General features: G+C 71.1%; 23 protein-coding genes. 18 read left to right on the forward strand and 5 right to left on the reverse strand.

The window, feature by feature from the left end; genetic code table 11:
- Positions 1 to 53: 53 nt before the first annotated feature.
- The 12 genes from rsmH to ACZ61C_RS23170 all read left to right on the forward strand — a co-directional run bounded on the left by rsmH (position 54) and on the right by ACZ61C_RS23170 (position 15,142).
- A complete protein-coding gene (rsmH, locus tag ACZ61C_RS23115) occupies positions 54 to 1,007 on the forward strand; it encodes a 16S rRNA (cytosine(1402)-N(4))-methyltransferase RsmH (protein ID WP_465309867.1) in 954 nt (317 codons plus the stop codon).
- On the forward strand, positions 1,004 to 1,726 hold the full coding sequence (ftsL, locus tag ACZ61C_RS23120) for a cell division protein FtsL (protein ID WP_465309868.1): 723 nt from the start codon (positions 1,004 to 1,006) through the stop codon (positions 1,724 to 1,726). Before rsmH ends, ftsL begins: the two co-directional genes overlap by 4 nt.
- Positions 1,726 to 3,651 (forward strand): peptidoglycan D,D-transpeptidase FtsI family protein, encoded by a 1,926-nt coding sequence (locus ACZ61C_RS23125; protein WP_465309869.1) that lies wholly within the window; start codon positions 1,726 to 1,728, stop codon positions 3,649 to 3,651. The genes ftsL and ACZ61C_RS23125 overlap by 1 nt, the downstream gene beginning before the upstream one ends.
- 235 nt (positions 3,652 to 3,886) lie before the next feature.
- A complete protein-coding gene (locus tag ACZ61C_RS23130) occupies positions 3,887 to 5,431 on the forward strand; it encodes a UDP-N-acetylmuramoyl-L-alanyl-D-glutamate--2,6-diaminopimelate ligase (RefSeq protein WP_465310215.1) in 1,545 nt (514 codons plus the stop codon).
- Positions 5,428 to 6,930 (forward strand): UDP-N-acetylmuramoyl-tripeptide--D-alanyl-D-alanine ligase, encoded by a 1,503-nt coding sequence (locus tag ACZ61C_RS23135; protein WP_465309870.1) that lies wholly within the window; start codon positions 5,428 to 5,430, stop codon positions 6,928 to 6,930. The genes ACZ61C_RS23130 and ACZ61C_RS23135 overlap by 4 nt, the downstream gene beginning before the upstream one ends.
- Positions 6,927 to 8,003, forward strand: a complete 1,077-nt coding sequence (gene mraY / locus ACZ61C_RS23140; RefSeq protein ID WP_465309871.1) for a phospho-N-acetylmuramoyl-pentapeptide-transferase — start codon at positions 6,927 to 6,929, stop codon at positions 8,001 to 8,003. The genes ACZ61C_RS23135 and mraY overlap by 4 nt, the downstream gene beginning before the upstream one ends.
- A gap of 1 nt (position 8,004) precedes the next feature.
- Entirely contained in the window at positions 8,005 to 9,411 is a 1,407-nt protein-coding gene (murD, locus tag ACZ61C_RS23145) for a UDP-N-acetylmuramoyl-L-alanine--D-glutamate ligase (RefSeq protein WP_465309872.1), read from the forward strand.
- Positions 9,398 to 10,894 carry a putative lipid II flippase FtsW gene (gene ftsW / locus ACZ61C_RS23150; protein WP_465309873.1) on the forward strand — a complete coding sequence of 499 codons (1,497 nt, stop codon included), beginning with the start codon at positions 9,398 to 9,400 and terminating at the stop codon, positions 10,892 to 10,894. The genes murD and ftsW overlap by 14 nt, the downstream gene beginning before the upstream one ends.
- Complete coding sequence (gene murG / locus ACZ61C_RS23155) at positions 10,891 to 12,015, forward strand: undecaprenyldiphospho-muramoylpentapeptide beta-N-acetylglucosaminyltransferase (RefSeq protein ID WP_465309874.1); 1,125 nt, start codon at positions 10,891 to 10,893, stop codon at positions 12,013 to 12,015. The genes ftsW and murG overlap by 4 nt, the downstream gene beginning before the upstream one ends.
- Positions 12,008 to 13,405 (forward strand): UDP-N-acetylmuramate--L-alanine ligase, encoded by a 1,398-nt coding sequence (gene murC, locus ACZ61C_RS23160; protein WP_465309875.1) that lies wholly within the window; start codon positions 12,008 to 12,010, stop codon positions 13,403 to 13,405. The genes murG and murC overlap by 8 nt, the downstream gene beginning before the upstream one ends.
- Positions 13,406 to 13,409: 4 nt before the next feature.
- Positions 13,410 to 14,243: a cell division protein FtsQ/DivIB gene (locus tag ACZ61C_RS23165; protein WP_465309876.1), complete on the forward strand. Its 834-nt coding sequence runs from the start codon at positions 13,410 to 13,412 to the stop codon at positions 14,241 to 14,243.
- A gap of 74 nt (positions 14,244 to 14,317) precedes the next feature.
- The gene (locus ACZ61C_RS23170; RefSeq protein WP_465309877.1) at positions 14,318 to 15,142 is read left to right on the forward strand and encodes an NAD(P)H-binding protein; all 825 of its coding nucleotides are present in this window, start codon (positions 14,318 to 14,320) and stop codon (positions 15,140 to 15,142) included.
- On the opposite strand, the gene ACZ61C_RS23175 is transcribed toward ACZ61C_RS23170, so the two are convergent.
- A complete protein-coding gene (locus ACZ61C_RS23175) occupies positions 15,139 to 16,308 on the reverse strand; it encodes an MFS transporter (protein ID WP_465309878.1) in 1,170 nt (389 codons plus the stop codon). The genes ACZ61C_RS23170 and ACZ61C_RS23175 overlap by 4 nt on opposite strands.
- Before the next feature lie 77 nt (positions 16,309 to 16,385).
- Here ACZ61C_RS23175 and ACZ61C_RS23180 point away from each other — a divergent pair, with 77 nt between their 5' ends.
- From ACZ61C_RS23180 to ACZ61C_RS23200, 5 genes are all read left to right on the forward strand, one after another.
- Positions 16,386 to 16,916: a CGNR zinc finger domain-containing protein gene (locus ACZ61C_RS23180; RefSeq protein ID WP_465309879.1), complete on the forward strand. Its 531-nt coding sequence runs from the start codon at positions 16,386 to 16,388 to the stop codon at positions 16,914 to 16,916.
- 76 nt (positions 16,917 to 16,992) lie between these two features.
- The gene (locus ACZ61C_RS23185) at positions 16,993 to 17,187 is read left to right on the forward strand and encodes a hypothetical protein (protein ID WP_364382853.1); all 195 of its coding nucleotides are present in this window, start codon (positions 16,993 to 16,995) and stop codon (positions 17,185 to 17,187) included.
- Positions 17,171 to 17,698: a DUF6879 family protein gene (locus ACZ61C_RS23190; protein ID WP_465309880.1), complete on the forward strand. Its 528-nt coding sequence runs from the start codon at positions 17,171 to 17,173 to the stop codon at positions 17,696 to 17,698. The genes ACZ61C_RS23185 and ACZ61C_RS23190 overlap by 17 nt, the downstream gene beginning before the upstream one ends.
- Positions 17,673 to 18,563, forward strand: coding sequence for a Scr1 family TA system antitoxin-like transcriptional regulator (locus ACZ61C_RS23195; RefSeq protein WP_465309881.1), 891 nt, complete (start codon positions 17,673 to 17,675; stop codon positions 18,561 to 18,563). Before ACZ61C_RS23190 ends, ACZ61C_RS23195 begins: the two co-directional genes overlap by 26 nt.
- Positions 18,564 to 18,824: 261 nt before the next feature.
- Complete coding sequence (locus tag ACZ61C_RS23200) at positions 18,825 to 19,019, forward strand: hypothetical protein (protein ID WP_465309882.1); 195 nt, start codon at positions 18,825 to 18,827, stop codon at positions 19,017 to 19,019.
- 48 nt (positions 19,020 to 19,067) lie between these two features.
- Here ACZ61C_RS23200 and ACZ61C_RS23205 read toward each other — a convergent pair whose 3' ends face one another.
- Together ACZ61C_RS23205 and ACZ61C_RS23210 are read right to left on the reverse strand one after the other, a co-directional pair.
- A complete protein-coding gene (locus ACZ61C_RS23205; RefSeq protein ID WP_465309883.1) occupies positions 19,068 to 19,502 on the reverse strand; it encodes an OsmC family peroxiredoxin in 435 nt (144 codons plus the stop codon).
- On the reverse strand, positions 19,489 to 19,947 hold the full coding sequence (locus ACZ61C_RS23210) for a MarR family winged helix-turn-helix transcriptional regulator (protein WP_465309884.1): 459 nt from the start codon (positions 19,945 to 19,947) through the stop codon (positions 19,489 to 19,491). The genes ACZ61C_RS23205 and ACZ61C_RS23210 overlap by 14 nt, the downstream gene beginning before the upstream one ends.
- 81 nt (positions 19,948 to 20,028) lie before the next feature.
- On the opposite strand from ACZ61C_RS23210, the gene ACZ61C_RS23215 reads away from it, so the two are divergent.
- Entirely contained in the window at positions 20,029 to 20,532 is a 504-nt protein-coding gene (locus ACZ61C_RS23215; protein ID WP_465309885.1) for a DinB family protein, read from the forward strand.
- On the opposite strand, the gene ACZ61C_RS23220 is transcribed toward ACZ61C_RS23215, so the two are convergent.
- On the reverse strand, positions 20,519 to 21,289 hold the full coding sequence (locus ACZ61C_RS23220; protein WP_465309886.1) for a DUF1295 domain-containing protein: 771 nt from the start codon (positions 21,287 to 21,289) through the stop codon (positions 20,519 to 20,521). The two genes, ACZ61C_RS23215 and ACZ61C_RS23220, sit on opposite strands and share 14 nt — an antisense overlap.
- Complete coding sequence (locus ACZ61C_RS23225) at positions 21,289 to 22,554, reverse strand: class I SAM-dependent methyltransferase (protein WP_465309887.1); 1,266 nt, start codon at positions 22,552 to 22,554, stop codon at positions 21,289 to 21,291. Before ACZ61C_RS23225 ends, ACZ61C_RS23220 begins: the two co-directional genes overlap by 1 nt.
- Between the last annotated feature and the right edge of the window lie 11 nt (positions 22,555 to 22,565).

Raw genomic sequence — 22,565 nt, forward strand, 5'->3', positions numbered from 1 at the left:
GACGGCATCCGCCATATTTCCCCCGGGCCAGGCGAGAAAGGGGGAGGGAACACATGACGGCACCCGAGCACGTCCCGGTACTGCTGGGCCGCATCGTCGAGCTGTTCACCCCCGTGTTCGCCGACCGGGACGGCGTCCTCGTGGACGCGACCGTCGGGCTCGGCGGGCATTCCGACGCTCTCCTCGACGCCTTCCCGCGCCTGCGGCTCGTCGCCTTGGACCGCGACCCCGCCGCGCTCGAGAAGTCCGGCGAGCGCCTCGCCCGCCACGGTGACCGCGTCGACTTCGTGCACACCGTCTACGACGGACTCCCGGACGCGCTGGCCGGGCTGGGCATCCGGAAGGCCGACGGCATCCTCTTCGACCTCGGCGTCTCCTCGATGCAGCTGGACCGCGCCGAGCGCGGGTTCGCGTACTCGAAGGACGCGCCGCTGGACATGCGGATGGACCCGACCACCGGGTTCACCGCCGCCGACGTCCTCAACACCTACGCGCCCGGCGAGCTGATCCGGATCCTGCGCGACTACGGCGAGGAACGGTTCGCCCAGCGGATCGTCCGGTCGGTCGTCAACGAGCGCGAGAAGGAGCCGTTCACGATGAGCGGACGGCTCGTCGAGCTGCTCTACGACGCCGTCCCGGCCGCCAGCCGGCGCACCGGCGGGCACCCGGCCAAGCGGACGTTCCAGGCGCTGCGGATCGAGGTCAACGGCGAGCTGGAGGTGCTGCGCCGGGCCATGCCCGCGGCGCTGGGCGCGCTCGCGACGGGCGGCCGGATCGTCGTGGAGTCCTACCAGTCGCTGGAAGACCGGTTGGTCAAGCAGGCGCTGGCCGAGCTCGCGAAGTCCCGCACGCCGGAAGGACTTCCGGTGGAGCTGCCGGGGCACGGACCGGAGCTGAAGCTCCTGACCCGCGGGGCCGAAAAGGCCGGCGAAGAGGAGACCGAACACAACCCGCGCGCCGCTTCGGTGCGGTTGCGGGCCGCTGAGAGGATCGGAGAGCCGCGATGACCGCTCCCACGAAGCGCCGGGCCGGCGGGCCCGCGACGCGCAAGCGTGCCGAGCCCGCGCGCGGGACCACCGTCGAAACCGAGCCGCGGACCGAAGAACCGGGCAAGGCCGCGCCGCGCCGCGCGTCGCGGGGCCGCACCACCGCGGCCGAGCGCGCCTACGCGCGCCGCGCCCAGCGGGCCGACCTGCTCAAGGAGCGCGAGCCGCGGCCCGAGCCGAAGAAGGCCGAGGTTGCCGAGCCGGGAACCCCCAAGGTGCGGCTCAAGCTGCGGCTGCCGAAGTCTCGCGCGTCGTTCGTGCTGCTGATGATGGCGCTGCTGGCCGTCGGGGTGGCGACCACGCTGTGGCTGACCACGCAGGCGATCGCCGACTCCTACCGGCTCGAGCAGCTGCGCACCACCAACGCGAACCTGGCCGAGACGAAGGAACAGCTGCAGCGCGACGTCGCGAAGGCCGAGTCACCCGCTTCGCTGGCCCCTTCGGCCCAGCAGCTGGGCATGGTGCCCGGCGGGGACCCGGCGCGGATCGTCGTCGGCCCGGACGGCAAGACCTCGCTCGTCGGCGAGCCCAAGAAGGCCAAGGCGGACGCGCCGCCGGTCCAGGCCGCGCCGCCCGCGGCGCCGGCCGAGGGCACCCAGTCCCAGCAGGGCGCGCCGATCGAGGGTGACCAGCCCGCCGTGCCCGCCGAAGAGCAGCCCACACCGCCGGCGGGCCAGTGATGGCGTCGTCGAGCCGGGGACAGGTCCGCGCGCGCTCCGCCGGGAGCGCGCGCCGGACCTACGCCGCCGGGACGCGCAGCGCCGCCGCGCGCCGGGGCAACGGCGGGAACCGCAGCCGGTTCTCCGCCGTGCGGCTCATCCTCGTCGCCGTGCTGCTCGTCGCGGGTGTGAAACTGGTGCAGGTGCAGTGGTTCGAGGCCGGCGCGCTCTCGGCCGCGGCCGAGCGGCAGCGCGCCCAGACCATCGACATCCCGGCCCAGCGCGGGTCCATTGTGGACCGCAACGGCGCCAAGCTGGCGTTCAGCGTCGAGGTGCGCTCGCTGTCGGTGAACCTCAAGGCGCTGCACAAGAACATGGACGACTTCGCCGCGAAGAACCCCGGCACCAAGAAGACGTTCGACGCCGAGACCGCCGCGGCCGCCAAGTACATCGCGGCGAAGGTGCCGAACCAGCTGACCGAGCAGCAGCTGCTGGACCTGTTCCACAAGCCGGCGTCCTTCACCTACCTCGAGCACAACGTCGAGCCGTCGGTGGCCGCCGACATCGTCAAGAACTTCGCGTGGATCGGCGTCGAGAAACGCGCCCTGCGCGAGTACCCGGGCGGGAGCCTGGCCTCCAACATCGTCGGCGCCGCGAACTGGCGTTCCGACGACCCGGACGTGTCCAAGCACAACCTGCACGGCCTGGTCGGGCTCGAGCTGGTCCGCGACAACGACCTGGCGGGCACGCCGGGGCGGATGATGGTCAACACCAAGAACGGCAGCGACAACGTCGTCATCCCGGGCACCGAGCGCGACCTGCAGGCCGCCGTCCCCGGCTCGGACCTCGAGCTGACCGTCGACTCCGACCTGCAGTACGAGGTGCAGCGCCAGCTTTCCGACTACGTCCAGCAGTCGCACGCCAAGGGCGGGCAGGCCGTGGTCATGGACGCGAAGACCGGCGAGGTCTACGCGCTGGCCAACGACAAGACGTTCAACCCGAACGACCAGACGACCTGGACCGCCGACGACCTCAGCAACCCGGCGGTCACCACGCCGTTCGAACCCGGCTCGGTCAACAAGGTCGTCACCGCCACCGGCGCGATCGACTACGGCGTCGCGACCCCGGAGTCGACCGTCTCGGTGCCCGGCTCGCTGCAGGTCGCCGACAAGACCGTGCACGACGCCTGGACCCACGGCACGCAGAACTTCACCACCGCCGGGATCTTCGCCAAGTCGTCCAACATCGGCACCCTGCTGCTGGCGCAGAAGATCGGCGAAGAACGCTACGCCGACCTGCTCAAGAAGTTCGGCCTCGGCCAGCGCACCGGCGTCGGCCTGCCCGGCGAGAGCGCGGGTGTGGTGCCCGCGCGCAGCCAGTGGTCGGCGACGACGTTCGGCAACCTGCCGATCGGACAGGGCCTGTCGATGACCGTGCTGCAGATGGCCGGGATGTACCAGGCCATCGCCAACGACGGCCTGCGCGTCGAACCGCGGATCGTCAAGGCGAAGGTGAACCCGGACGGCACCACGGTGCCCGAGCCGGCGCCGAAGTCGGTGCAGGTGGTCAGCCCGCAGACGGCCAAGACGGTGCGCGACATGATGCGCGCGGTCGCCCAGAACGGCAAGGGCCTGCAGAAGGGCACCGCGCCGACGGCGGCGGTCGAGGGGTACCAGATCTCCGGCAAGACGGGCACCGGCCAGCAGGTCGACCCGCGGACGAAGGCCTACAGCGACCACCTCTACAACATCACCTTCGCCGGCATCCTGCCCGCCGACCACCCGCGGTTCGTGGTCGGGATCCGGCTGGACGCGCCGGACACGACGCTGCCGGTGGGCCACTCCGCCGCGCCGCTGTTCCACAGCATCGCGTCCTACCTGACGCAGCGGTTCCAGATCCCGCTGTCGGACGGCCCGTCGCCGGAGGTCCCGCTCATCGTGCCGTGACCCACGGCCGGAGAAAGCCCCCTCACCGGTGAGGGGGCTTTTTCGCGTGCATCGTCCACTTCGGCCGGCCGTCGCCGGGAAAGCGTTGCGCCGCAAGAAGGTGCGTGCGGCCGTTTAGCACATGTGCCGTGGCCGCCCGTCATCGCCGTACCGCGTGCGGGCCCCCGAACCGGCCGCCGGTAGCCTCTTGGCCGTGTCCGTGTCCTCGTCCAGTTCCCCGGTGCCGGAAAGCCCGGTGAAAGCGGTCCCCGCGCCGCCGCGCCCGGCGCGCATCGTCCCGGTCCCGCTGGCGACGCTGCTCGCCAGGGCGGACGCCCGGCTGATCGCCGACTCGCCCGACGCCGCCGACCTCACCGTCACCGGCACCACCCTGCGGGCGCAGCACGTGCTGCCCGGCGACCTGTTCGCCGCGCTGCCCGGCGCCCGCGCGCACGGCGCCGACTTCAGCGACCAGGCGGTCGCCGCCGGCGCCGTCGCGGTGCTCACCGACGCCGAGGGCGCCGAGCGGCCCGCGCTGCGCGACGCCGGCGTCCCGATCCTCGTGCACGCCGACCCGCGTGCCGCTCTCGGCGAGATCGCCGCCTGGATCTACGGCGAGCCGTCGCTTCGGCTGTCCGTGCTCGGCGTCACCGGCACCTCCGGCAAGACCACGACCTCCTACCTGGTCGACGCCGGGCTCGAGGCCGCCGGGCTGACCACCGGAATGATCGGCACGGTCGAGACCCGGATCGCCGGCGAACGCCTGGTCAGCGGGTTCACCACGCCGGAGGCCCCGGACCTGCAGGCGCTGTTCGCGGTGATGCTCGAACGCGGCGTCACGCACGTGGCGATGGAGGTCTCCAGCCACGCGCTCGCGCTCGGCCGGGTCAACGGCACCCGGTTCGCGGTCGGCGCGTTCACCAACCTCTCCCAGGACCACCTGGACTTCCACAAGGACATGCAGGAGTACTTCGCGGCGAAGTCCCTGCTGTTCGACGGCCGCTCGACCACCGAGGTCGTCGTGGTCGACAGCGCGTGGGGCCAGGCGCTGCTCACGCCGCAGACGGTCACCGTGACGACCGACGCGGGCACCGACGCCGCCTGGAAGGCCACCGACCTCGAAGCCACTCCGCACGGTGAGCAGACGTTCACCCTGCACGGCCCGGACGGCGTCACCACGCCGGCGCGGATCCCGCTGCCCGGCGAGTTCAACGTCGCGAACGCCGTGCTCGCGGCCGCGATCCTGAGCACCGCCGGGGTGGGCCTGGAGCACATCGTCACCGGGCTCGCCCAGGTGCAGGTGCCGGGCCGGATGGAACGCGTCCACGTCGGCCAGGAGTTCACCGCCGTCGTCGACTACGCCCACAAGCCGGCCGCGGTCGCCCAGGGCCTGGACGCGCTGCGCGCCCGCGCCGAGGGCCGGATCATCACCGTGCTCGGCTGCGGCGGCGACCGCGACACCGCGAAGCGCCCGATGATGGGCGAGGCGGCGGCGCGGCGCAGCGACGTCCTGATCGTCACCGACGACAACCCGCGCTCCGAGGACCCCGCGGCCATCCGCGCCGCGATGCTCGCCGGCGCCCGCGCCGTCGGGCCCGCCGAGGGCGGTGAGGTCGTCGAGATCGGCGACCGCCGTGAGGCCATCGAGCACGCGGTCTCGCTCGCCGAGCCGGGCGACATCGTCTTCATCGCCGGTAAGGGGCACGAGTCCGGCCAGGAGGCCGGCGGTGTGGTGCACCCGTTCTCCGACCGCGACGAGCTGGCCGCGGCCATCCGCAACAAACTCGAGGTGAGTGTGTGATCGTGCTCAGCCTGGCCGAGATCGCCGACGTCGTCGGCGGCCGGCTGCACCGCGCCGACCCGGGCGCGCAGGTGACCGGCAGCGTGGAGTTCGACACCCGGCAGCTCACGCCCGGCAGCCTGTTCGTGGCCCTGCCGGGGGAGAAGGTCGACGGCCACGACTTCGCCGCGAAGGCCGTCGAAGCCGGCGCGGTCGTCGTGCTGGCCGCGCGTGAGGTCGGCGCGCCCGCGATCGTCGTACCGCCGCTCGCTCCCGGCGAAGCGCACGAGCGGTCGGTCGCGCTGACCGGCGACAAGGACGGCTCCGGCGCGGCCGTGCTGGCCGCGCTGGCCAAGCTCGCCCGGTTCGTCGTGCAGCGGCTGTCCGAAGGCAACCTGACCGTCGTCGGCGTCACCGGCTCCTCCGGCAAGACGTCCACGAAGGACGTCATCGCGCAGCTGCTCGAGCCGCTCGGCCCGACGGTCGCGCCGCCCGGCTCGTTCAACAACGAGCTGGGCCACCCCTGGACGGCGCTGCGGGCCGACGCCGAGACCCGCCACCTGGTGCTGGAGCTGTCCGCGCGCGGGCCCGGGCACATCGCCCACCTCGCCGAGATCGCCCCGCCGAAGATCGGCGTGGTGCTCAACGTCGGCAGCGCGCACGTCGGGGAGTTCGGCTCCCGCGAAGGCATCGCGAAGACCAAGGGAGAGCTGGTCGAGGCCCTGCCCGAGGACGGCGTCGCGGTCCTGAACCTGGACGACCCGCTGGTCGCGGCCATGGCGAGCCGCACGAAGGCCCGTGTGGTGTTCGTCGGCGAGACGGCGTCCGCGCAGGTCCGCGCGGAGAACATCACCCTCGACGACGAGGCCCGCGCGTCCTTCCGGCTGGTCACCCCGGCCGGCGCGGCCGACGTCAAGCTCCCGCTGCACGGCGAGCACCACGTCGGCAACGCGCTCTCGGCCGCCGCGGTGGCGCTAGAGCTGGGCGCGACGCCGGACGAGATCGCCACGCGGCTCTCGAGCCTCGAACGGCGCTCCGCGCGGCGCATGGAGGTCGTCACCCGCGAAGACGGCGTGACGATCCTCAACGACTCCTTCAACGCCAACCCCGAGTCGATGCGGGCCGGCCTGAAGGCCCTGGCCGCGATGACGCGGGAGAGCGGCCGCCGATCCTGGGCCGTGCTCGGCGTGATGGGCGAGCTCGGCGCGGACTCGGTCACCGCCCACGACGAGATCGGCCGGCTCGTCGTCCGGCTCAACATCGCCAAGCTCGTCGTGATCGGCCCCGAGGCGGCGGCGATGCACCAGGGGGCGTTCCAGGAGGGCTCCTGGGGCGAGGAATCGATCCTGGTACCCGACGTCGAGGCCGCCGCCGCGCTGCTGCATGATCAGCTCCGTCCCGGGGACGTCGTGCTGGTCAAGGCCTCCAAGGCCGCCGGTCTCTGGCGGGTCGCCGAGGCCCTGCTCGAACCCCGGGAATCCGACAACTCCGAGAATCGCTCGAACGGTGGTGACGCGTGATCAGCATCCTGATCGCGGCCGCGGCGGGCCTGCTGGTCTCCATCATGCTGACGCCCTACCTGATCCGGGTCTTCTCCCGGCAGGGCTTCGGCCAGGAGATCCGCGAGGAAGGCCCCCAGGGACACAAGTCCAAGCGCGGTACCCCGACCATGGGCGGTGTCGCGATCATCATCGCGATGGTCGTCGGGTACTTCGCCGCGCACCTGATCAACTGGATGCTCAACTCCCGCAGCGGCGCGCCGACGGTCTCCGGGCTGCTCGTGCTGATGCTCGCGGTGGGGCTGGGCGTGGTCGGGTTCCTCGACGACTTCATCAAGATCCGCAAGCAGCGCAACCTCGGGCTGAACAAGACCGCGAAGCTGGTCGGCCAGCTGGTGGTCACGGTCGCCTTCGCGGTGCTGGCGCTGAACTTCCCGAACGAGCAGGGCATCACGCCGGCGTCGGAGAGCCTCTCCTACGCCCGTGACCTCGCGCTGATCACGTTCCCGTCGATCATCTTCGTGATCTTCTGCTACATCGTGATCTCGGGCTGGTCGAACGCGGTGAACTTCACCGACGGCCTCGACGGCCTGGCGGGCGGCTCGGCGGCGATGGTGCTGGCGACCTACGTGGTCATCTCGTTCTGGCAGGAGCGGCTCTCCTGCGCGAACGGCCCGGCGCAGGCCTGTTACTACGTGCGAGACCCGCTGGACCTGGCGGTGGTCGCCGCGGCGGCGACCGGCGCGTGTGTCGGGTTCCTCTGGTGGAACGCGGCCCCGGCGAAGATCTTCATGGGCGACACCGGTTCGCTGGCCCTCGGCGGCCTGGTCGCCGGGCTGTCGATGACCACCCGCACCGAGCTGCTCGCCATCGTCATCGGCGGCCTGTTCATGGTCGAGATGATCTCGGTGGTCGCGCAGATCGCGGTCTTCCGGACGACGCGGCGAAGGCTGTTCCGGATGGCGCCCTTCCACCACCACTTCGAGCTCGCCGGGTGGGCGGAAACCACGGTGATCATCCGGTTCTGGTTACTGTCGGCGATCTGCTGCATGTTCGGGCTCGGCCTGTTCTACAGCGAGCAGCTCGGAGGCTGACGTGGATCTTGCCGGTTCGCACGTCCTGGTCGCCGGTGCCGGGGTCACCGGCAAGTCGATCGTCCCCGTGCTGACGGAGCTGGGCGCGCGTGTCACCGTCACCGACGGCAACGCCGAGCGCCTGGCCGAGCTGGAAGGCCTGGGCGCCGAGCTGGTGCCCGGGCTCACCGAACCGCCGTCCGACGTCGTCCTCGTCGTCACGAGCCCCGGCTGGCGGCCGACGTCGCCGCTGCTGGTCGCCGCGGCCGAGGCGGGCGTCGAGGTCATCGGCGACGTCGAGCTGGCCTGGCGGGCCGGGCAGCTGCGCGAGCACCCGCCGTCGTGGCTGGTGATCACCGGGACCAACGGCAAGACGACCACCGCGGGCATGCTCGAGTCGATCCTCAAGTCGGCCGGCGCCAACGCCGTGGCCTGCGGGAACATCGGGTACGCGGCGCTCGACGCGGTCCGCGCGGGTTACGACGTGCTGGCGGTGGAGCTCTCGAGCTTCCAGCTGCACTGGTCGTCCACGCTGGCGCCGGACGCGGCCGTGGTGCTGAACCTGGCCGAGGACCACATCGACTGGCACGGCTCGATGGACGAGTACGCGGCGGCGAAGGGGCGGGCCTACGACCGCGCCCGGGTCGTCGTGCACAACGCCGACGACGACTGGTCCGTGAAGATCGCCGACGACCACGCGCCCGAGGGTGCCCGGCGGGTGGCGTTCCGGCTGGACACCCCGGCCGTCGGGGAGCTCGGCCTGGTCGAGGACCTGCTGGTGGACCGGGCTTTTGTCGCCGACCCGGCGACCAGCGCCGAGGAGCTGGCCACGCTGGCCGACGTCCGCCCGGCCGGCCCGCACAACGTCTCGAACGCCCTCGCGGCGGCCGCCCTGGCCCGCTCGCACGGCGTCACACCGGAGGCCGTCCTCAAGGGCCTGCGCGAGTACCAGCCGGCCCCGCACCGCGCGGTCGAGGTCGCCGAGGTCGCCGGGGTCCGCTACGTCAACGACTCGAAGGCGACCAACCCGCACGCGGCCGCCGGGTCGCTGCGGGCCCACCAGAGCATCGTCTGGATCGCCGGTGGCCAGCTTAAAGGCGCTTCGGTGGACGAACTGGTGAGCAGCATCGCCGGCCGCCTTCGCGGAGTTGTGCTACTCGGTGTCGATTCACCCGTGATCGCCGCCGCGGTTGCGCGACACGCGCCGGATGTCCCGGTGAACAGCCTCCGTCCGGGTGACCATGAACCCATGACTGCGGCGGTGAGTGCGGCCAGCGCGATGGCCCGGCCAGGTGACGTGGTGCTGCTCGCGCCCGCCGCGGCGTCGTTGGACATGTTCACGAGCTACGGCGAGCGCGGCGACGCGTTCGCCGCGGCGGTGCACGTCCTCCGCGACGACGCAGCGGGGGCGCCGAGTGACGGTCACTGAACCCAAGACCCCCGCCCCGAAGCGGCCACGCCGGGAGCGCAAGGAGAGCGGTTTTGTCGCTTTCCGCACGGCGCTGACCGCGTGGCTTTCGCGCCCGCTCGCGTCGTTCCACCTCGTGCTCGCCCTCACCGGCGTGCTCACGGTGATCGGCGCGGTGATGGTGCTGTCGGCGTCGTCGGTCGCGTCGTACAACCCGAAGACCGGCAGCGGCGTGTACTCGCTGTTCACCAAGCACCTGGTGTTCGTCGCGATCGGCTCGGTCGTGTTCTGGCTCGGCCTGCGCGTGAACCTGGAGCGGATCCGGCGGATGTCGGCGACCGCGACGGTGGTCTGCCTCGGCCTGCTGGTGCTCGTGCTGACGCCGCTGGGCTCGACGGTCAACGGCTCGCAGGGCTGGTTCAAGCTCGGTGAATTCACCTTCCAGCCGGTCGAGGCGGCGAAGGTCGCGTTGGCCTTCTGGGGCGCGCACATCCTGGTGATCAAGTACAACGTCATCCACCAGTGGCGGCACCTGCTGGTGCCCGTGGTGCCGATCGCGCTGCTGATGTTCGCCCTGGTCATGCTGCAGCCGGACCTCGGCGGCACGGTCACCCTGGCCGTGGTGCTGCTGGCGCTGCTGTGGTTCGCCGGCGCCCCGAAACGGCTCTTCGGCGTGATCCTCGCGGGCGGCCTGGCCGGGGTGCTCGTGCTCGCCGTCATCGCGCCCTACCGGCTCGACCGGGTCATGTCGTTCCTCTCGCCGGACGCCGACACGAGCGCCGAGGGCTTCCAGGCCAACCAGGCCAAGCTGGCGCTGGCCGACGGCGGCTTCTTCGGCAAGGGCCTCGGCCAGGGCACGTCCAACTGGGGTTACCTGCCGAACGTGCAGAACGACTTCATCTTCGCCCTCATCGGCGAGGAGCTCGGGCTGATCGGCTGCGTCGTCGTGCTCGCGTTGTTCGCCGGGGTCGCCGTGGTGGGCCTGCGGATCGCCACCCGCAACATCGACCCGTGGATCCGCATCGTCTCGGGCACGCTCACGGTGTTCCTCGTGGCGCAGGCCGGCATCAACATCGGCTACGTCGTCGGCCTGCTGCCGGTCACCGGCGTCACGTTGCCGCTGATCTCCTACGGCGGGACGTCGCTGGTGATCACCATGCTCATCATGGGCGTGCTCGCGAACGCCGCCCGGCACGAACCGGAGGCGGTGGCCGCACTGCGCACACAGGGGCCGGGTAAGTTCGGACGCCTGCTGCGGCTGCCCGCGCCCGACCCGTACCGCCCGCCCGCCACCCGCAAGGCGGCGGGGCGCAGTGGGGCGAAGGCGGCCAGGCCGGCGCCCCGTGCGGCGCGGCCCGCCCCGGCACAGGAACGACGCAGGTCGGTCCGCGAACCGGTGCGCCGCAGCGCGGCACGGACGAGCACGGCCACGTCTCGCGGGGCCGCGCGGACAACAGCGAGCCGTGGTACCCGGAGTACCGCGAACCGGAGAGGTCATTGGTGAGCAAGCCCGTCAAGGGAACCGAGCGGTCCGCCGCGGGCAAGGCGCCCGTCGTGGTGGTCGCCGGAGGTGGCACCGCAGGACACATCGAACCCGCCCTCGCCCTGGCCGACGCCGTCAAGCGGCTCCGCCCGGACGCGACGGTGATCGCGCTGGGCACCGAGCGTGGCCTGGAGAACAAGCTCGTCCCGGCCCGGGGTTACGAGCTGGAGCTGATCCCGCCGGTGCCGCTGCCCCGCAAGCCGACCCCGGAGCTGCTGCGGCTGCCGCTGAAGGTGCGCGACTCCGTGCGCCGCACCCGTGAGGTGCTGGACCGGGTCCACGCGGACGTCGTGGTCGGTTTCGGTGGTTACGTCGCGCTCCCGGCGTACCTCGCCGCGCGCGGGCGCGTCCCGATCGTCGTGCACGAGGCCAACCAGTCCCCGGGCCTGGCGAACCGGGTGGGCGCGCGGTTCGCGAAGCGGGTCGCCGTCGCCGTCTCGGGCACGCCCCTGCCGAACGCGGAGGTCGTCGGGATCCCGCTGCGGCGGTCGATCACGTCGCTGGACCGGGCCGCGCTGCGGGCCGAGGCGCGCGCGCACTTCGGGCTGGACCCGGACGCGCCGACGCTGCTGGTGTTCGGCGGTTCGCAGGGCGCGCAGTCGATCAACGCGGCCGTCTCCGGCGCCGCGAAGGACCTGGCCGACGCCGGGGTCGGCGTGCTGCACGCGCACGGCCCGAAGAACACGCTGGTCGTGCAGGAGTTCCCGGGCAAGCCGGCGTACGTGCCGGTGCCGTACCTGGAGCGGATGGACCTGGCGTACGCGGCCGCGGACGTCGCGGTGTGCCGGTCCGGCGCGATGACCGTCGCCGAGGTGACGGCCGTCGGGCTGCCCGCGGTGTTCGTCCCGCTGCCGATCGGCAACGGCGAGCAGGCCACCAACGCGCGGCCGGCGGTCGACGCCGGGGCGGCGCTGATGGTCACCGACGCCGAGCTCAGCCCGGCCAAGGTCGCCGACCTGGTCGTCCCGCTGGTCACCGACGCCGACCGCGTCGCCAAGATGGGCGCGGCCGCGGTCGGCATGGGCCACCGCGAAGCCGACGAAGCCCTCGCCCGCATCGTCCTGGAGGCCGCTGGTGCCTGAACTGCCTGAAGAGCTGCGCCGGGCACACCTGATCGGCATCGGCGGCGCCGGCATGTCCGGCATCGCGCGGATCCTGCTGGCCCGCGGGGCTTTTGTGTCGGGTTCGGACGCCAAGGAGTCGCGCGCGCTGCTGTCGCTGCGGGCCCAGGGCGCCGAGCTGTTCGTCGGCCAGAACGCCTCGAACATCTCGTCGCTGGCCGAGCCGCCGTCCGCGGTGGTCGTCTCGACGGCGATCAAGGAGACCAACCCGGAGCTGGCCGCCGCGCGCGCCGCGGGGATCCCGGTGCTGCACCGCGCCGAGGCGCTGGCCGGGCTGATGGAAGGCCACCGCGTGGCCTGCATCGCGGGCACGCACGGCAAGACGTCGACGACGTCGATGCTCACCGTGGCGCTGCAGCACTGCCGGCTCGACCCGTCGTTCGCCATCGGCGGTGACCTCAACGAGTCCGGCGCCAACGCCCACCACGGCGAGGGCGGCATCTTCGTCGCCGAGGCCGACGAGAGCGACGGCTCGTTCCTGACCTACTCGCCGTCGATCGCGGTCGTCACGAACGTCGAGCCGGACCACCTCGACCACCACGGCACGGCCGAGGCCTACACGAAGGTCTTCTCCGACTTCGTCGACCGGATCGAAGAGCACGGGCTGCTGATCGTCTGCGCCGACGACGAAGGCTCCGACGCGCTGGGCGACGCCGCCGCGAAGCGCGGTGTCCGCGTGCTGCGCTACGGCTACTGGGTCAGCGGGCCCGACGACGCCAAGATCATGTCCTACGAACCGCGTCCCGACGGCGGGGTCGTGCGGATCTCGCTGAAGACCAAGCTGATCGACGTCACGGTCGCGGTGCCGGGGGACCACATGGCGAACAACGCGATCGCGGCGCTGCTGGCCGGGCTCGAGCTCGGGGCGCCGATCGAGGGCATGGTCGAAGGGCTCGCGGCGTTCGGCGGGGTGCGGCGGCGGTTCGAGTTCAAGGGCCGGGCCGCCGACGTCCGCGTCTACGACGACTACGCCCACCACCCGACCGAGGTGTCCGCGCAGCTGCGCGCGGTGCGCACGGCGGCCGGGTCCGGGCGCGTGATCGTGGTGTTCCAGCCGCACCTGTACTCGCGGACCAAGGCGTTCTCGGCGGAGTTCGCCGAGGCGCTGTCGCAGGCCGACGAGGTCGTCGTGCTGGACGTCTACGGTGCGCGTGAGGAGCCTGAGCCCGGTGTGACCGGCGCGCTGATCGCGGACGCGGTGACCAAGCCGGTGCACTACGAGCCGGCGTTCGACGTCGCCGCGTCGCTGGTGGCGGGCCTGGCGAAGCCCGGTGACCTCGTGGTCACCATGGGCGCCGGGGACGTGACGCAGCTGGGCCCGGAGATCCTCGTCGAGCTGGACAAGCGCTGAAGCCATGAGTCCGACCAGGGAAAGCCGCCGTCCGTCCGAAGAGGACGAACGGGATCGAGCCGCCCTGGCCAGGGAACGCCGGGGGCGGCGCTCCGAAGAGGAGCGTCGCCGCACGCGCGCCGCGCGCCCGAAGCCCACTGGCCGCGCGCGGCCCAACCGGCAGGTGGAGATCCGCCGCCGCTGGGTCGCGCTGCTGACCGTGCTGACCGTCGTCGCGCTGGTCTACCTGCTGTTCTTCAGCTCGATGCTCGGGGCGAAGGACGTCTCGGTCAGCGGCTCGCGCACGGTGACCGCCGACCAGATCCGCGCGGTGGCGGCGGTGCCGGTGGACAAGCCGATGCTGCGGCTGAGCACCGACGAGATCCGCGACCGGGTCGCGGCGATGCCGGGCATCTCGACGGTCGAGGTGTCCCGCTCGTGGCCGAACACGGTCGAGATCACGGTCAGCGAGCGCACGGCCATCGCGTTCTTCGACAGCGGCCCGGGCGGCGACGGCGTCCACCTCGTCGACGGCGGCGGGGTGGTGTTCAAGACGGTGCCCGCCCGCCCGGCCGGCCTGCCGGAGCTCAAGCTGCCGAAGGTCTCGGCGGACGACCCGGTGACCCGGGCGGTGACGGCGGTGCTCGGCGTGATCCCGGAGCAGCTGCTCAAGCAGGTCACCACGGCGACGGCCCGGACGCCGGCGAGTGTCGAGTTCACGCTGTCCAGCGGGAAGATCGTCCGCTGGGGAACGGCGGAGCAGACCGACCGCAAGGCCAAGGTCCTGGCGGCGCTGCTCACCCAGGACGGCAAGGTCTACGACGTCGCCGCGCCTGAGCTGCCGACCATCACCTCCTGAAATTTCCTGTGCGCCTTCCAGGGTTTCCGTATACCGTACGATCTCGTATGGCGTACGGGAACGGGGAGGTTGTCATGACGATCCTGGTGACGGGCGCGACCGGCAGCGTGGGGCGGCTGGTCGTCGACGAGCTGGTCGCGCTGGGTGTGCCCGTGCGGGCGCTGACCGTGGATCCGGAGCGGGCTTCGCTGCCTTCGGAAGCGGAGGTGGTCGTCGGCTCGCTGGCGCGGCCGTCGACTCTGCCACTGGAGGGCGTCTCGGCGGTGTACCTGGCGCCGATGGCGCGGACCGTCGGCAGGTTCTGCGAGCTGGCGCGGGAAGCGGGGATCAAGCGGGTCGTCGCGCTGTCGGGCAGCAGCGTGGGGGACGACCACGAAGGCTCCAGTGGCAACGAGTACGCCGTGGTCGAGAAAGCCGTTCGGGACACAGGCTTCGCGTGGACCTTCCTGCGGCCCGGCGTCTTCATGAACAACACGCTCGACTGGGCCGGCATGGTGCGCGCGGGGGAGGTCGCCGTGGCCTACGGTGAGGCGACGCAGACCCCGATCGACCTCGGGGACATCGCGGCGGTGGCCGCCCGGGTGCTCACCTCGGAGGGGCACGTCGGCGCCACGTATGTCCTCAGCGGACCGTCGGCGCTCAGTCTGCGTGAGCAGGTCGCGACGCTGGGATCGGTGCTGGGCAAGGAGATCCGGTTCCGCGAACTGACCCGCGCCGAGCAGCGCGCGCAGTGGGTCGGCTACGGCGTCCCGGAGGCGGCCGTCGACTGGCTGCTCGACGGCTTCGAGGAAACCCTGCGGCACCCGCAGGCGCCGACCGGGGTGGTCGAGGAGCTGCTGGGCCGTCCTGGAACGACGTACGCGGAGTGGGCCGCGGCCCGGCGGGAGGTGTTCGCCTAGACCTCGGTGCGGGTCATGCCGGCCAGCCCGAGGAGCGGGAGCACGCCGGCGAAGACGACAACCGCCGTCCAGCCGCCGAGGTGGTAGGCGATCGAGCCCGCCTGGGAGCCGATCGCGCCGCCGATGAAGAACGTGCCCAGGTAGACGCTGTTGACGCGGGCGCGGGCCGACGGGTCGAGCTGGTAGATCACGTGCTGGCCGGTCACCAGTGTCGCCTGCACGGCCATGTCCACCGCGATCGCGGCGATCGCCAGCAGGACGACGCTGTGCGCGCCGAAGCCGGCGAGCGCGAAGGCGGCCGCGCACAGCACGAACGCGCCGGCGGTGAGCCGCCGGCCGTGGCCGTGGTCCGCCCATCGGCCGGCCAGCGGCGCCACCGCGGCGCCGGCCGCGCCCGCGAGCGCGAAGAGGCCGACGCCGAGCTGGGAGTAGTTGAACGGCGGGGCGGTGAGGACGAAGGCGATCGTCGTCCAGAACGCGCTGAAGGCCCCGAACATCGCCGACTGGTACAGCGCGCGGTGGCGCAGCGCGGGGTGCTTCCTGGCCATGGCCAGGGTCGAGCGCAGCAACTGTCCATAGGGGACGTCGGTCTTGGGTGCGCGCCGCGGCAGGGTGAACCGCAGCACCACCGCGAGCGCGGCCATCGCGCCCGCCGAGATCAGGAAGACCACGCGCCAGCTGGTCACCTCGGCGAGGAAGCTGGCGACCACGCGCGAGAGCAGTATGCCGAACAGCAGCCCGCTCACCACCCGCCCGACGATCCGCCCGCGGATGGCGTCGGGGGAGAGGTCGGCGGCGAACGGGATGAGGATCTGCACGACGACCGACGTCGCCCCGACGACGAGCGAGGCGATGAGCAGCACGGCGAACCCGGGCGCGACACCGGTGACGACGAGCCCGGCGCAGGTGAGGGCGAGCAGCGTCGCGACCAGGCTGCGGTTCTCGAGCCGGTCACCGAGCGGGACGAGCAGCAGCATCCCGGCGGCGTACCCGATCTGGGTGGCGGTGACAACACCACCGGCGGCGGCCTCGCCGACCCCGAAGGTCTGCCGAAGTTCGGCGAGCAGCGGTTGCGCGTAGTAGAGGTCGGCAACGGTCAGTCCACAGGAGACGGCCAGCAGCAGCACAAGCCACCCGGGCGGCGCCTGCTGTTTCGTCTCCGTCATCGTGCCCCCGTCGTGGAACCGGTTTGATCGGTTCCCGACGGTACCAGTCAAACCGGTTCCGGCGTACTGTGACCCGCATGACGGAAGGATTCCGCGTCGGCGCGGGCCGCTTGTGCCTCGACTTCATCCGGACGCTGCGCTACCGGGGAACATCGTCGGAGACGGAAGAGCTCCCGGACGCGGCGGCGTGGGGAGCGTGGATCCGGCAGTTCGGCCAGGTTTCGGCTTCACCTGCTTCGGCCCGGGACGCTTGGTCGGTGCGGGAGGCGATCCACGCGCTGATGACGGGATCGCTGCGCCCGGCCGAGCGGCAGCGGCTGAACCGGTTCGCGGCGTTGCCGGTGCCGGCGCCGTCGTTGACGCCGTCGGGAGAGTTGCGTTGGCAAGCAGCGGATCCGGCGTCGGCGATGTTGGCGCTGCTGGCTCGTGACGCGTTGGACCTGGTGACGTCCCCGGAGTTCGCGCGGGTTCGCCGGTGCGCGGGAGAGCGGTGCGGGGCGCTGTTCCTGGACACGTCCAGGCCTGGGAAGCGGCGATGGTGCTCGATGGAGATCTGCGGGAACCAGGCGAAGAAGTCGACTTATCGAGCCAAAGCGGCGGCTGGTTGATGCGGGCTTATGCGAGTACGCGACTAGGCGCCGAGTAGTCTTGCCTGCACTCTCCGTAGTCCTTACCGTGATGACCATGAAGCTCAGGAAGCTTGCCGGAACGTGCGACGATGGGACGTGCCCGAACGTCTATCTGTCGGACCGCAACACGCTCGTGGTGCAAGGTGATGCGGTGCCGGCTGCCGCGGGACTGGTCTTCGGACCGGGCGAGCAGGCTGTCGAGTTGTCGGTGAACCTGGTCGAGGAGGCATTGCGTGCGCTTGGGCGCTGAGTGGGGGAAGAAGTACTTCGACGAGTTCACCTCGTCGGCGTTCCGCCTGGAGGTGCGACAGATCTACACGATGCCGGCCGAGCGGCCGAACTTCGAGCTGTTCTTGGCCGGTGGTGAGAAACCTCCCGAGCACAACGCGGCATGGCGCGGACGGATCGCGGCGATCGTCACATCCGGGCGAACTGTCCAACGCGCCAAGCTGGTTCGCCGTCCGTTGACGGACTACCTTCGTTATCAGTGCGCCTGGGGCATACCGGGAAATACGGCTGCCGGTGAAGACTACCGGATGGTCGATATCACGGCGAGCGACTGGGGGCTACCGGCTCAGGATTTCTGGCTCTTCGACAGCGCGACGGTTGTGCGCCTCGATTATCATCCCGATGGCACTTTTGTCGGTGCTGAGCTGGTGGAGGATCCCGATTTGGGGAAATATCACGGCTGGCGAGACGTAGCTTTGAGTCACGGGGTGCCGTTTGGCGAGTGGGATGCTGGAGCCGGGTCGGCAGGATGAGCAGCGCGCGACGCTGGCGGAGATGCTTCGGGAGTTGCGTCGGGCCGCTGGTCTTTCGGGCGAACGGCTGGCTGCCCGCTGCGCGATGAGCCAGGCGAAGATCAGCCGCATCGAGACGGGCAAGGTGCTTGCCTCGGTGATCGATGTCGAACAGATCGTCGCGGCGCTGGCTGTTCCCGATGAAGCCGCCGAAAGGCTCGTAGCCCTCGCTCGTGTCGCGAACGTCGGCTATACGTCGTGGCGATCCTTGGCGCGCACCGGATTGTGGCGTGGTCAGCTGGAAATCAAGGCGTTGCACGAGTCGTCCCGGCTGGTCCGGCAGTTCCTCCCCGCCATCCCGAGTGGATTGCTCCAGACGCCGGACTACGCGCGCCAGGTGCTCACCTCGACGATGAAGGGGCGGCCGGGCCGAGACGTCGACAAGATGGTCGAGGCCCGGTTGGCCTGGCAACGGGTTCTCGACGACGTTGATCGGCAGTTCAAGTTCGTCTTGACCGAGCAAGCGGTCCGCTGGCGGCGGGCGCCGCTTTCGGTGATGGTCGGCCAGGCGGCGAACCTCCTTGCGACGGCCGAACGGGAAAACGTCGACATCTCGGTTGTTCCCCAGGCGGCCGAGGTCTTGGCGTCTCCGCTGAACATCTTCGTCGTCTACGACGAGCGGTTGGTGACGGTCGAGTTGTTCTCCGGCACCGTGGCGTTGCGCGATCCGCAGGACGTCGCATACCACGCCGAATTGTTCGAAACTTTCGCTCTCAGGCGTACCAGGGTGACGAGGCGGTCGAATTCCTCCAGTCGATCGCCGACGATTTTCGGCGAGCGGAGCGTTCTGGCAGCGCCGGGTAAGTCGATGCGCATTCGCGAGTAGGTCTGGCGTCGCCGATTGCTCGATCATATCTTCGAGTAATGGAGAACATCACTCGCGCTTGCGGTGACTGCAAGGGAAAGGGCTGCGGAAGCTGCGATGGCACCGGCACGATCACCATTGTCGAAGACTGACCCGCTGCTGAGGCCGGGTTTCGTCCCCGAAGAATTTCGTTTCGGCGCACGGACGCAGACCCTCTACCGCGCTCCCTATCCCGCCGAAGGACCGGTGGAGGCGGTGGACGCGTCAGGGTGCCGGGTATGGATGTACATGTACGCGCACTTCGTCTTCTGCTGGGCCGAAGGTGCCTCGGTGGTCCACATCAGCCACGGATCCCTGGCCGGGTCGAAAATGACCCTGTGGACCGATGTCCGGATCGCCGGGCGCTGGGCCGGCTCCACGCTGGCGGACTTCGGACGCGCCTGGGTGAGCAAGCACCTCGCCAAGTTCACGCACTGACGCGAAACGGCCCCCTCGGCCAAAAGGAGGGGGCCGCTCGCACCGGCGTCAGTTGAGCGCCGCGTCCAGCGTGATCGTCGTGCCCGACAGGGCCTTCGACACCGGGCACGTCTTCTCCGCCGTCTCCGCGTACTTCGCGAACTGCTCCGCCGACACGCCGGGCAGGGACGCCCGCAGCGTGATCGCGATGCCGCTGATCTCGAAGCCGCCGCCGGCGGCCGGGCCGAGGGTGACCTCTGCGCTCACGTCGATCGAGTCCGCCGTCAGCTTTTCGGCCTCCAGCACGCCCGACAGGTTCATCGCCAGGCACGACGAGTGGGCCGCCGCGATGAGCTCCTCTGGGCTCGTCTGGCCGTCCGGGTTGCCCGCGCGGGTCGGGAACGAGACGGAGAACGTGCCGGCGTTGGACGAGTCGAGCGTGACTTCGCCCGACCCCTTCTGCAGTCCGCCGGTCCAGTGGGTGGTCGCGTCACGGCTGGGCATCGGAGCCTCCATGGGTGTACGCGGTGGCCGACGCCGTCAGCCGCCGCAGCGTGGTGATCAGTTCCCGCCGCTCGGTGTCGTCGAGGCCCAGTGCGCAGCCGATGGCCGAGGGGACGGCGGCGGCGCGTGTGCGCATCGCCGTGCCCTCCTCGGTCAGGCCGACCACCACGGTGCGTTCGTCCGCGGGCAACCGCGCCCGCGTCACCAGCCCGTTCGCCTCGAGTCGTTTGAGCAGCGGGGAAAGCGTGCCGTAGTCCAGGTGCAGCGCCTCGCCGATCTCCTTGACCGGCCGGTCGTCGGACTCCCACAGCACCAGCAGCACCAGGTACTGCGGGTAGGTGAGACCCAGCTCGCCGAGCAGGGGACGGTAGGTGTCCGTCACCGCGCGCGACGCCGCGTAGAGCGCGAAGCAGGCTTGCTCGTCCAAGAGGAACTCATCCGGCACGCCCGTAAACCTAGCCCACGATTACATCGCGTGCAAGGTATTCCCGAAAAACTGTCGGTGACTCCTGGCAGACTCCGTCCCATGACCCGACCCGAACGCCCGAAGGTGCCGCTCACCGGCGGCGAGCGCGAGATCCTGACCAGCCTGCTCGACTACCACCGCGCCACCGTCGCGTGGAAGAGCCAGGGGCTCACCGAAGAGCAGATCCGCCGCGCCCACCTGCCCAGCGAGCTGACCACCGTCGCCGGCCTGCTCGCGCACCTCACGCTCAACGAGTGGTTCTGGTTCGCCGTGGTCGTCGACGGCGAGGAGGACACCTGGGCGGCGAAGCTCGAGCAGGACCCGGACGCCGAGTTCCGCGTCCCGCCCGAGGCGACCCTCGAAACGCTGCTCGCCGACTACGAAAAGCAGTGCGCCCGCAGCCGTGAGATCGTCACGAACCACGGCCTGGACGACGAAGTGACGCACAAGGACGAGACCTTCAACGTCCGCTGGGTCCTCACGCACATGATCGAGGAGACCGCCCGGCACGTCGGCCACCTCGACGTCCTGCGCGAGCTGACCGACGGCCTCACCGGGGAGTGACCTTCTTGGGCGGCAACGGGAAGAAGCCGCTGGTCCGCTCGACGTAGTGCGCGTACGCCGGGCGGGTCTTCGCCATGCCCTTCTCCAGCATGGGCTTCCCCGTGCCGCGGGCGAGGGTGAAGGTCATCGCGACGGGGGAGAGGATCGTCAGCGCGCCCGGCCACGTCGAGCAGGCCAGCAGGTACAGGCCCCACCACACGCACGCGTCGCCGAAGTAGTTCGGGTGCCGGGTGAAGCGCCAGAGCCCGGTGTCCAGGACCTTGCCGCGGTTCGACGGGTCGGCCTTGAACCGGCGCAGCTGCTCGTCGCCGACCGTTTCGAACCCGAACCCGACCAGCCACACGGCGACGCCGAGCCAGCCCAGGACGCCGAACCCGGTGCCGTACATGGCGAACTGCACCGGCAGCGAGACGAAGTACAGCACCACGCCCTGGAACAGGTACACGCGGACGAACATCCGCAGCGGCGCCTGGCCCATCCGCGCGTACCGCGGGTCTTCGGGCAGTTTGTGGTTGCGCAGGTGCAGGTGCAGCGAAAGGCGCCCGCCCCAGACGACCGTCAGGACCAGCACCACCAGCCGCAGCGTCAGCGGCCCGTCGCCGAAGGGGAACGCGGCGAGCGCGACGATCGCGAAGCCGAGCCCCCAGAACGTGTCGACCGTGTCGTAGCGCTTGCGCGCCCGCGCGATCGCGAAGGTCGCCAGCACCGCCACGAGCGTGACGCCGCCGGTGACCAGCAACGTGCTCCCGAGCGGCATCAGTTCCACTCCCGTGTCGCCGGCATCCCGCTCGTGCCGTCGGCGTGCGGCCGCACGGTCAGGATCTGGTCCACACCCATCCGGTTCTCCTCGAACGCCAGCGCCCCGCCCACCAGGTAGAGCCGCCAGACGCGCGCGCCCGTCTCCCCGATGAGCGCGACGACGTCGGCCCAGTTCTCCTCCAGAGTGTCGGCCCAGGCCCGCACCGTCCACACGTAGTGCTCGCGCATGGCGTGCACGTCCCGCACTTCGAGGCCCGCGGTTTCGAGGTGGTCGACCGTCCGGCCGACCGGGCGCATGGTCATGTCGGGGGCGATGTAGCGCTCGATGAACGCGCCGCCGCCGGGGGCGACGTTGCCGCGAGACATCTGCTGGATCAGCACCCGCCCGCCGGGCTTGACCATCTTGTGCAGCGTCGCGGTGTAAGTCGGGTAGTTCACCTCGCCGACGTGCTCGCCCATCTCGATCGAGGCCACCGCGTCGAACGGCGCGTCCGGCAGCTCGCGGTAGTCCTGGCGGCGCACTTCGACGCGGTCTTCGAGGTCGTGCTGGGCGAGCCGGCCGCGGATGTGCTGCAGCTGCTCGGCCGAGAGCGTGATGCCGACGGCGTGCACGCCGTGGTGCTTGGCCGCGTGGACCAGCAGCGAGCCCCAGCCGCAGCCGATGTCGAGCAGCCGCATGCCCGGGCGCAGGCCCAGCTTGCGGCAGATCATCTCCAGCTTGTCGTGCTGCGCCTCCTCGAGGCTTCGCGACTCGGAGGTGAAGTACGCGCTGGAGTACGCCATCGACTCGTCCATCAGCAGCTGGTAGAAGGCGTTGCTGAGGTCGTAGTGGTGCGCGATCGCGGACCGGTCACGCAGCAGGCTGTGCAGCTTGCCGGTCAGCCGGGCCTCTTCGGCGGGCGGCTTGGGCGGGAGGCCGACGACACCGAGCTTCGCGGCGAGCCGGACCGCCTCGGCCCAGTCGCGCGGGCCGAGCTTCACCCGGTTGAGCTCACCCGCGCGGGTGAGGGCCCAGATCCGGCGGAAGCCGTCGGCGAGATCACCCTCGACGTCCAGGTCACCGGTGACGTAGGCGCGGGCGAGACCCAGCTCACCCGGCGCGTAGAGGAGGCGGCGCAGGGCACGCCGGTTGCGCAGGACCACGGTGGGCGCGTCCACTGGGCCCGCGCGGGTTCCGTCCCAGGTCCGGAGGCCGACGGGGAGCTGCCCGCCGAGGAGCTTTTCGGCGAACGAGGCGAGGCGGTGCGCGGTGCTGTTCGGCATGTCCGGGATTC

The organism is Amycolatopsis sp. NPDC104587 (genome assembly GCF_055583645.1).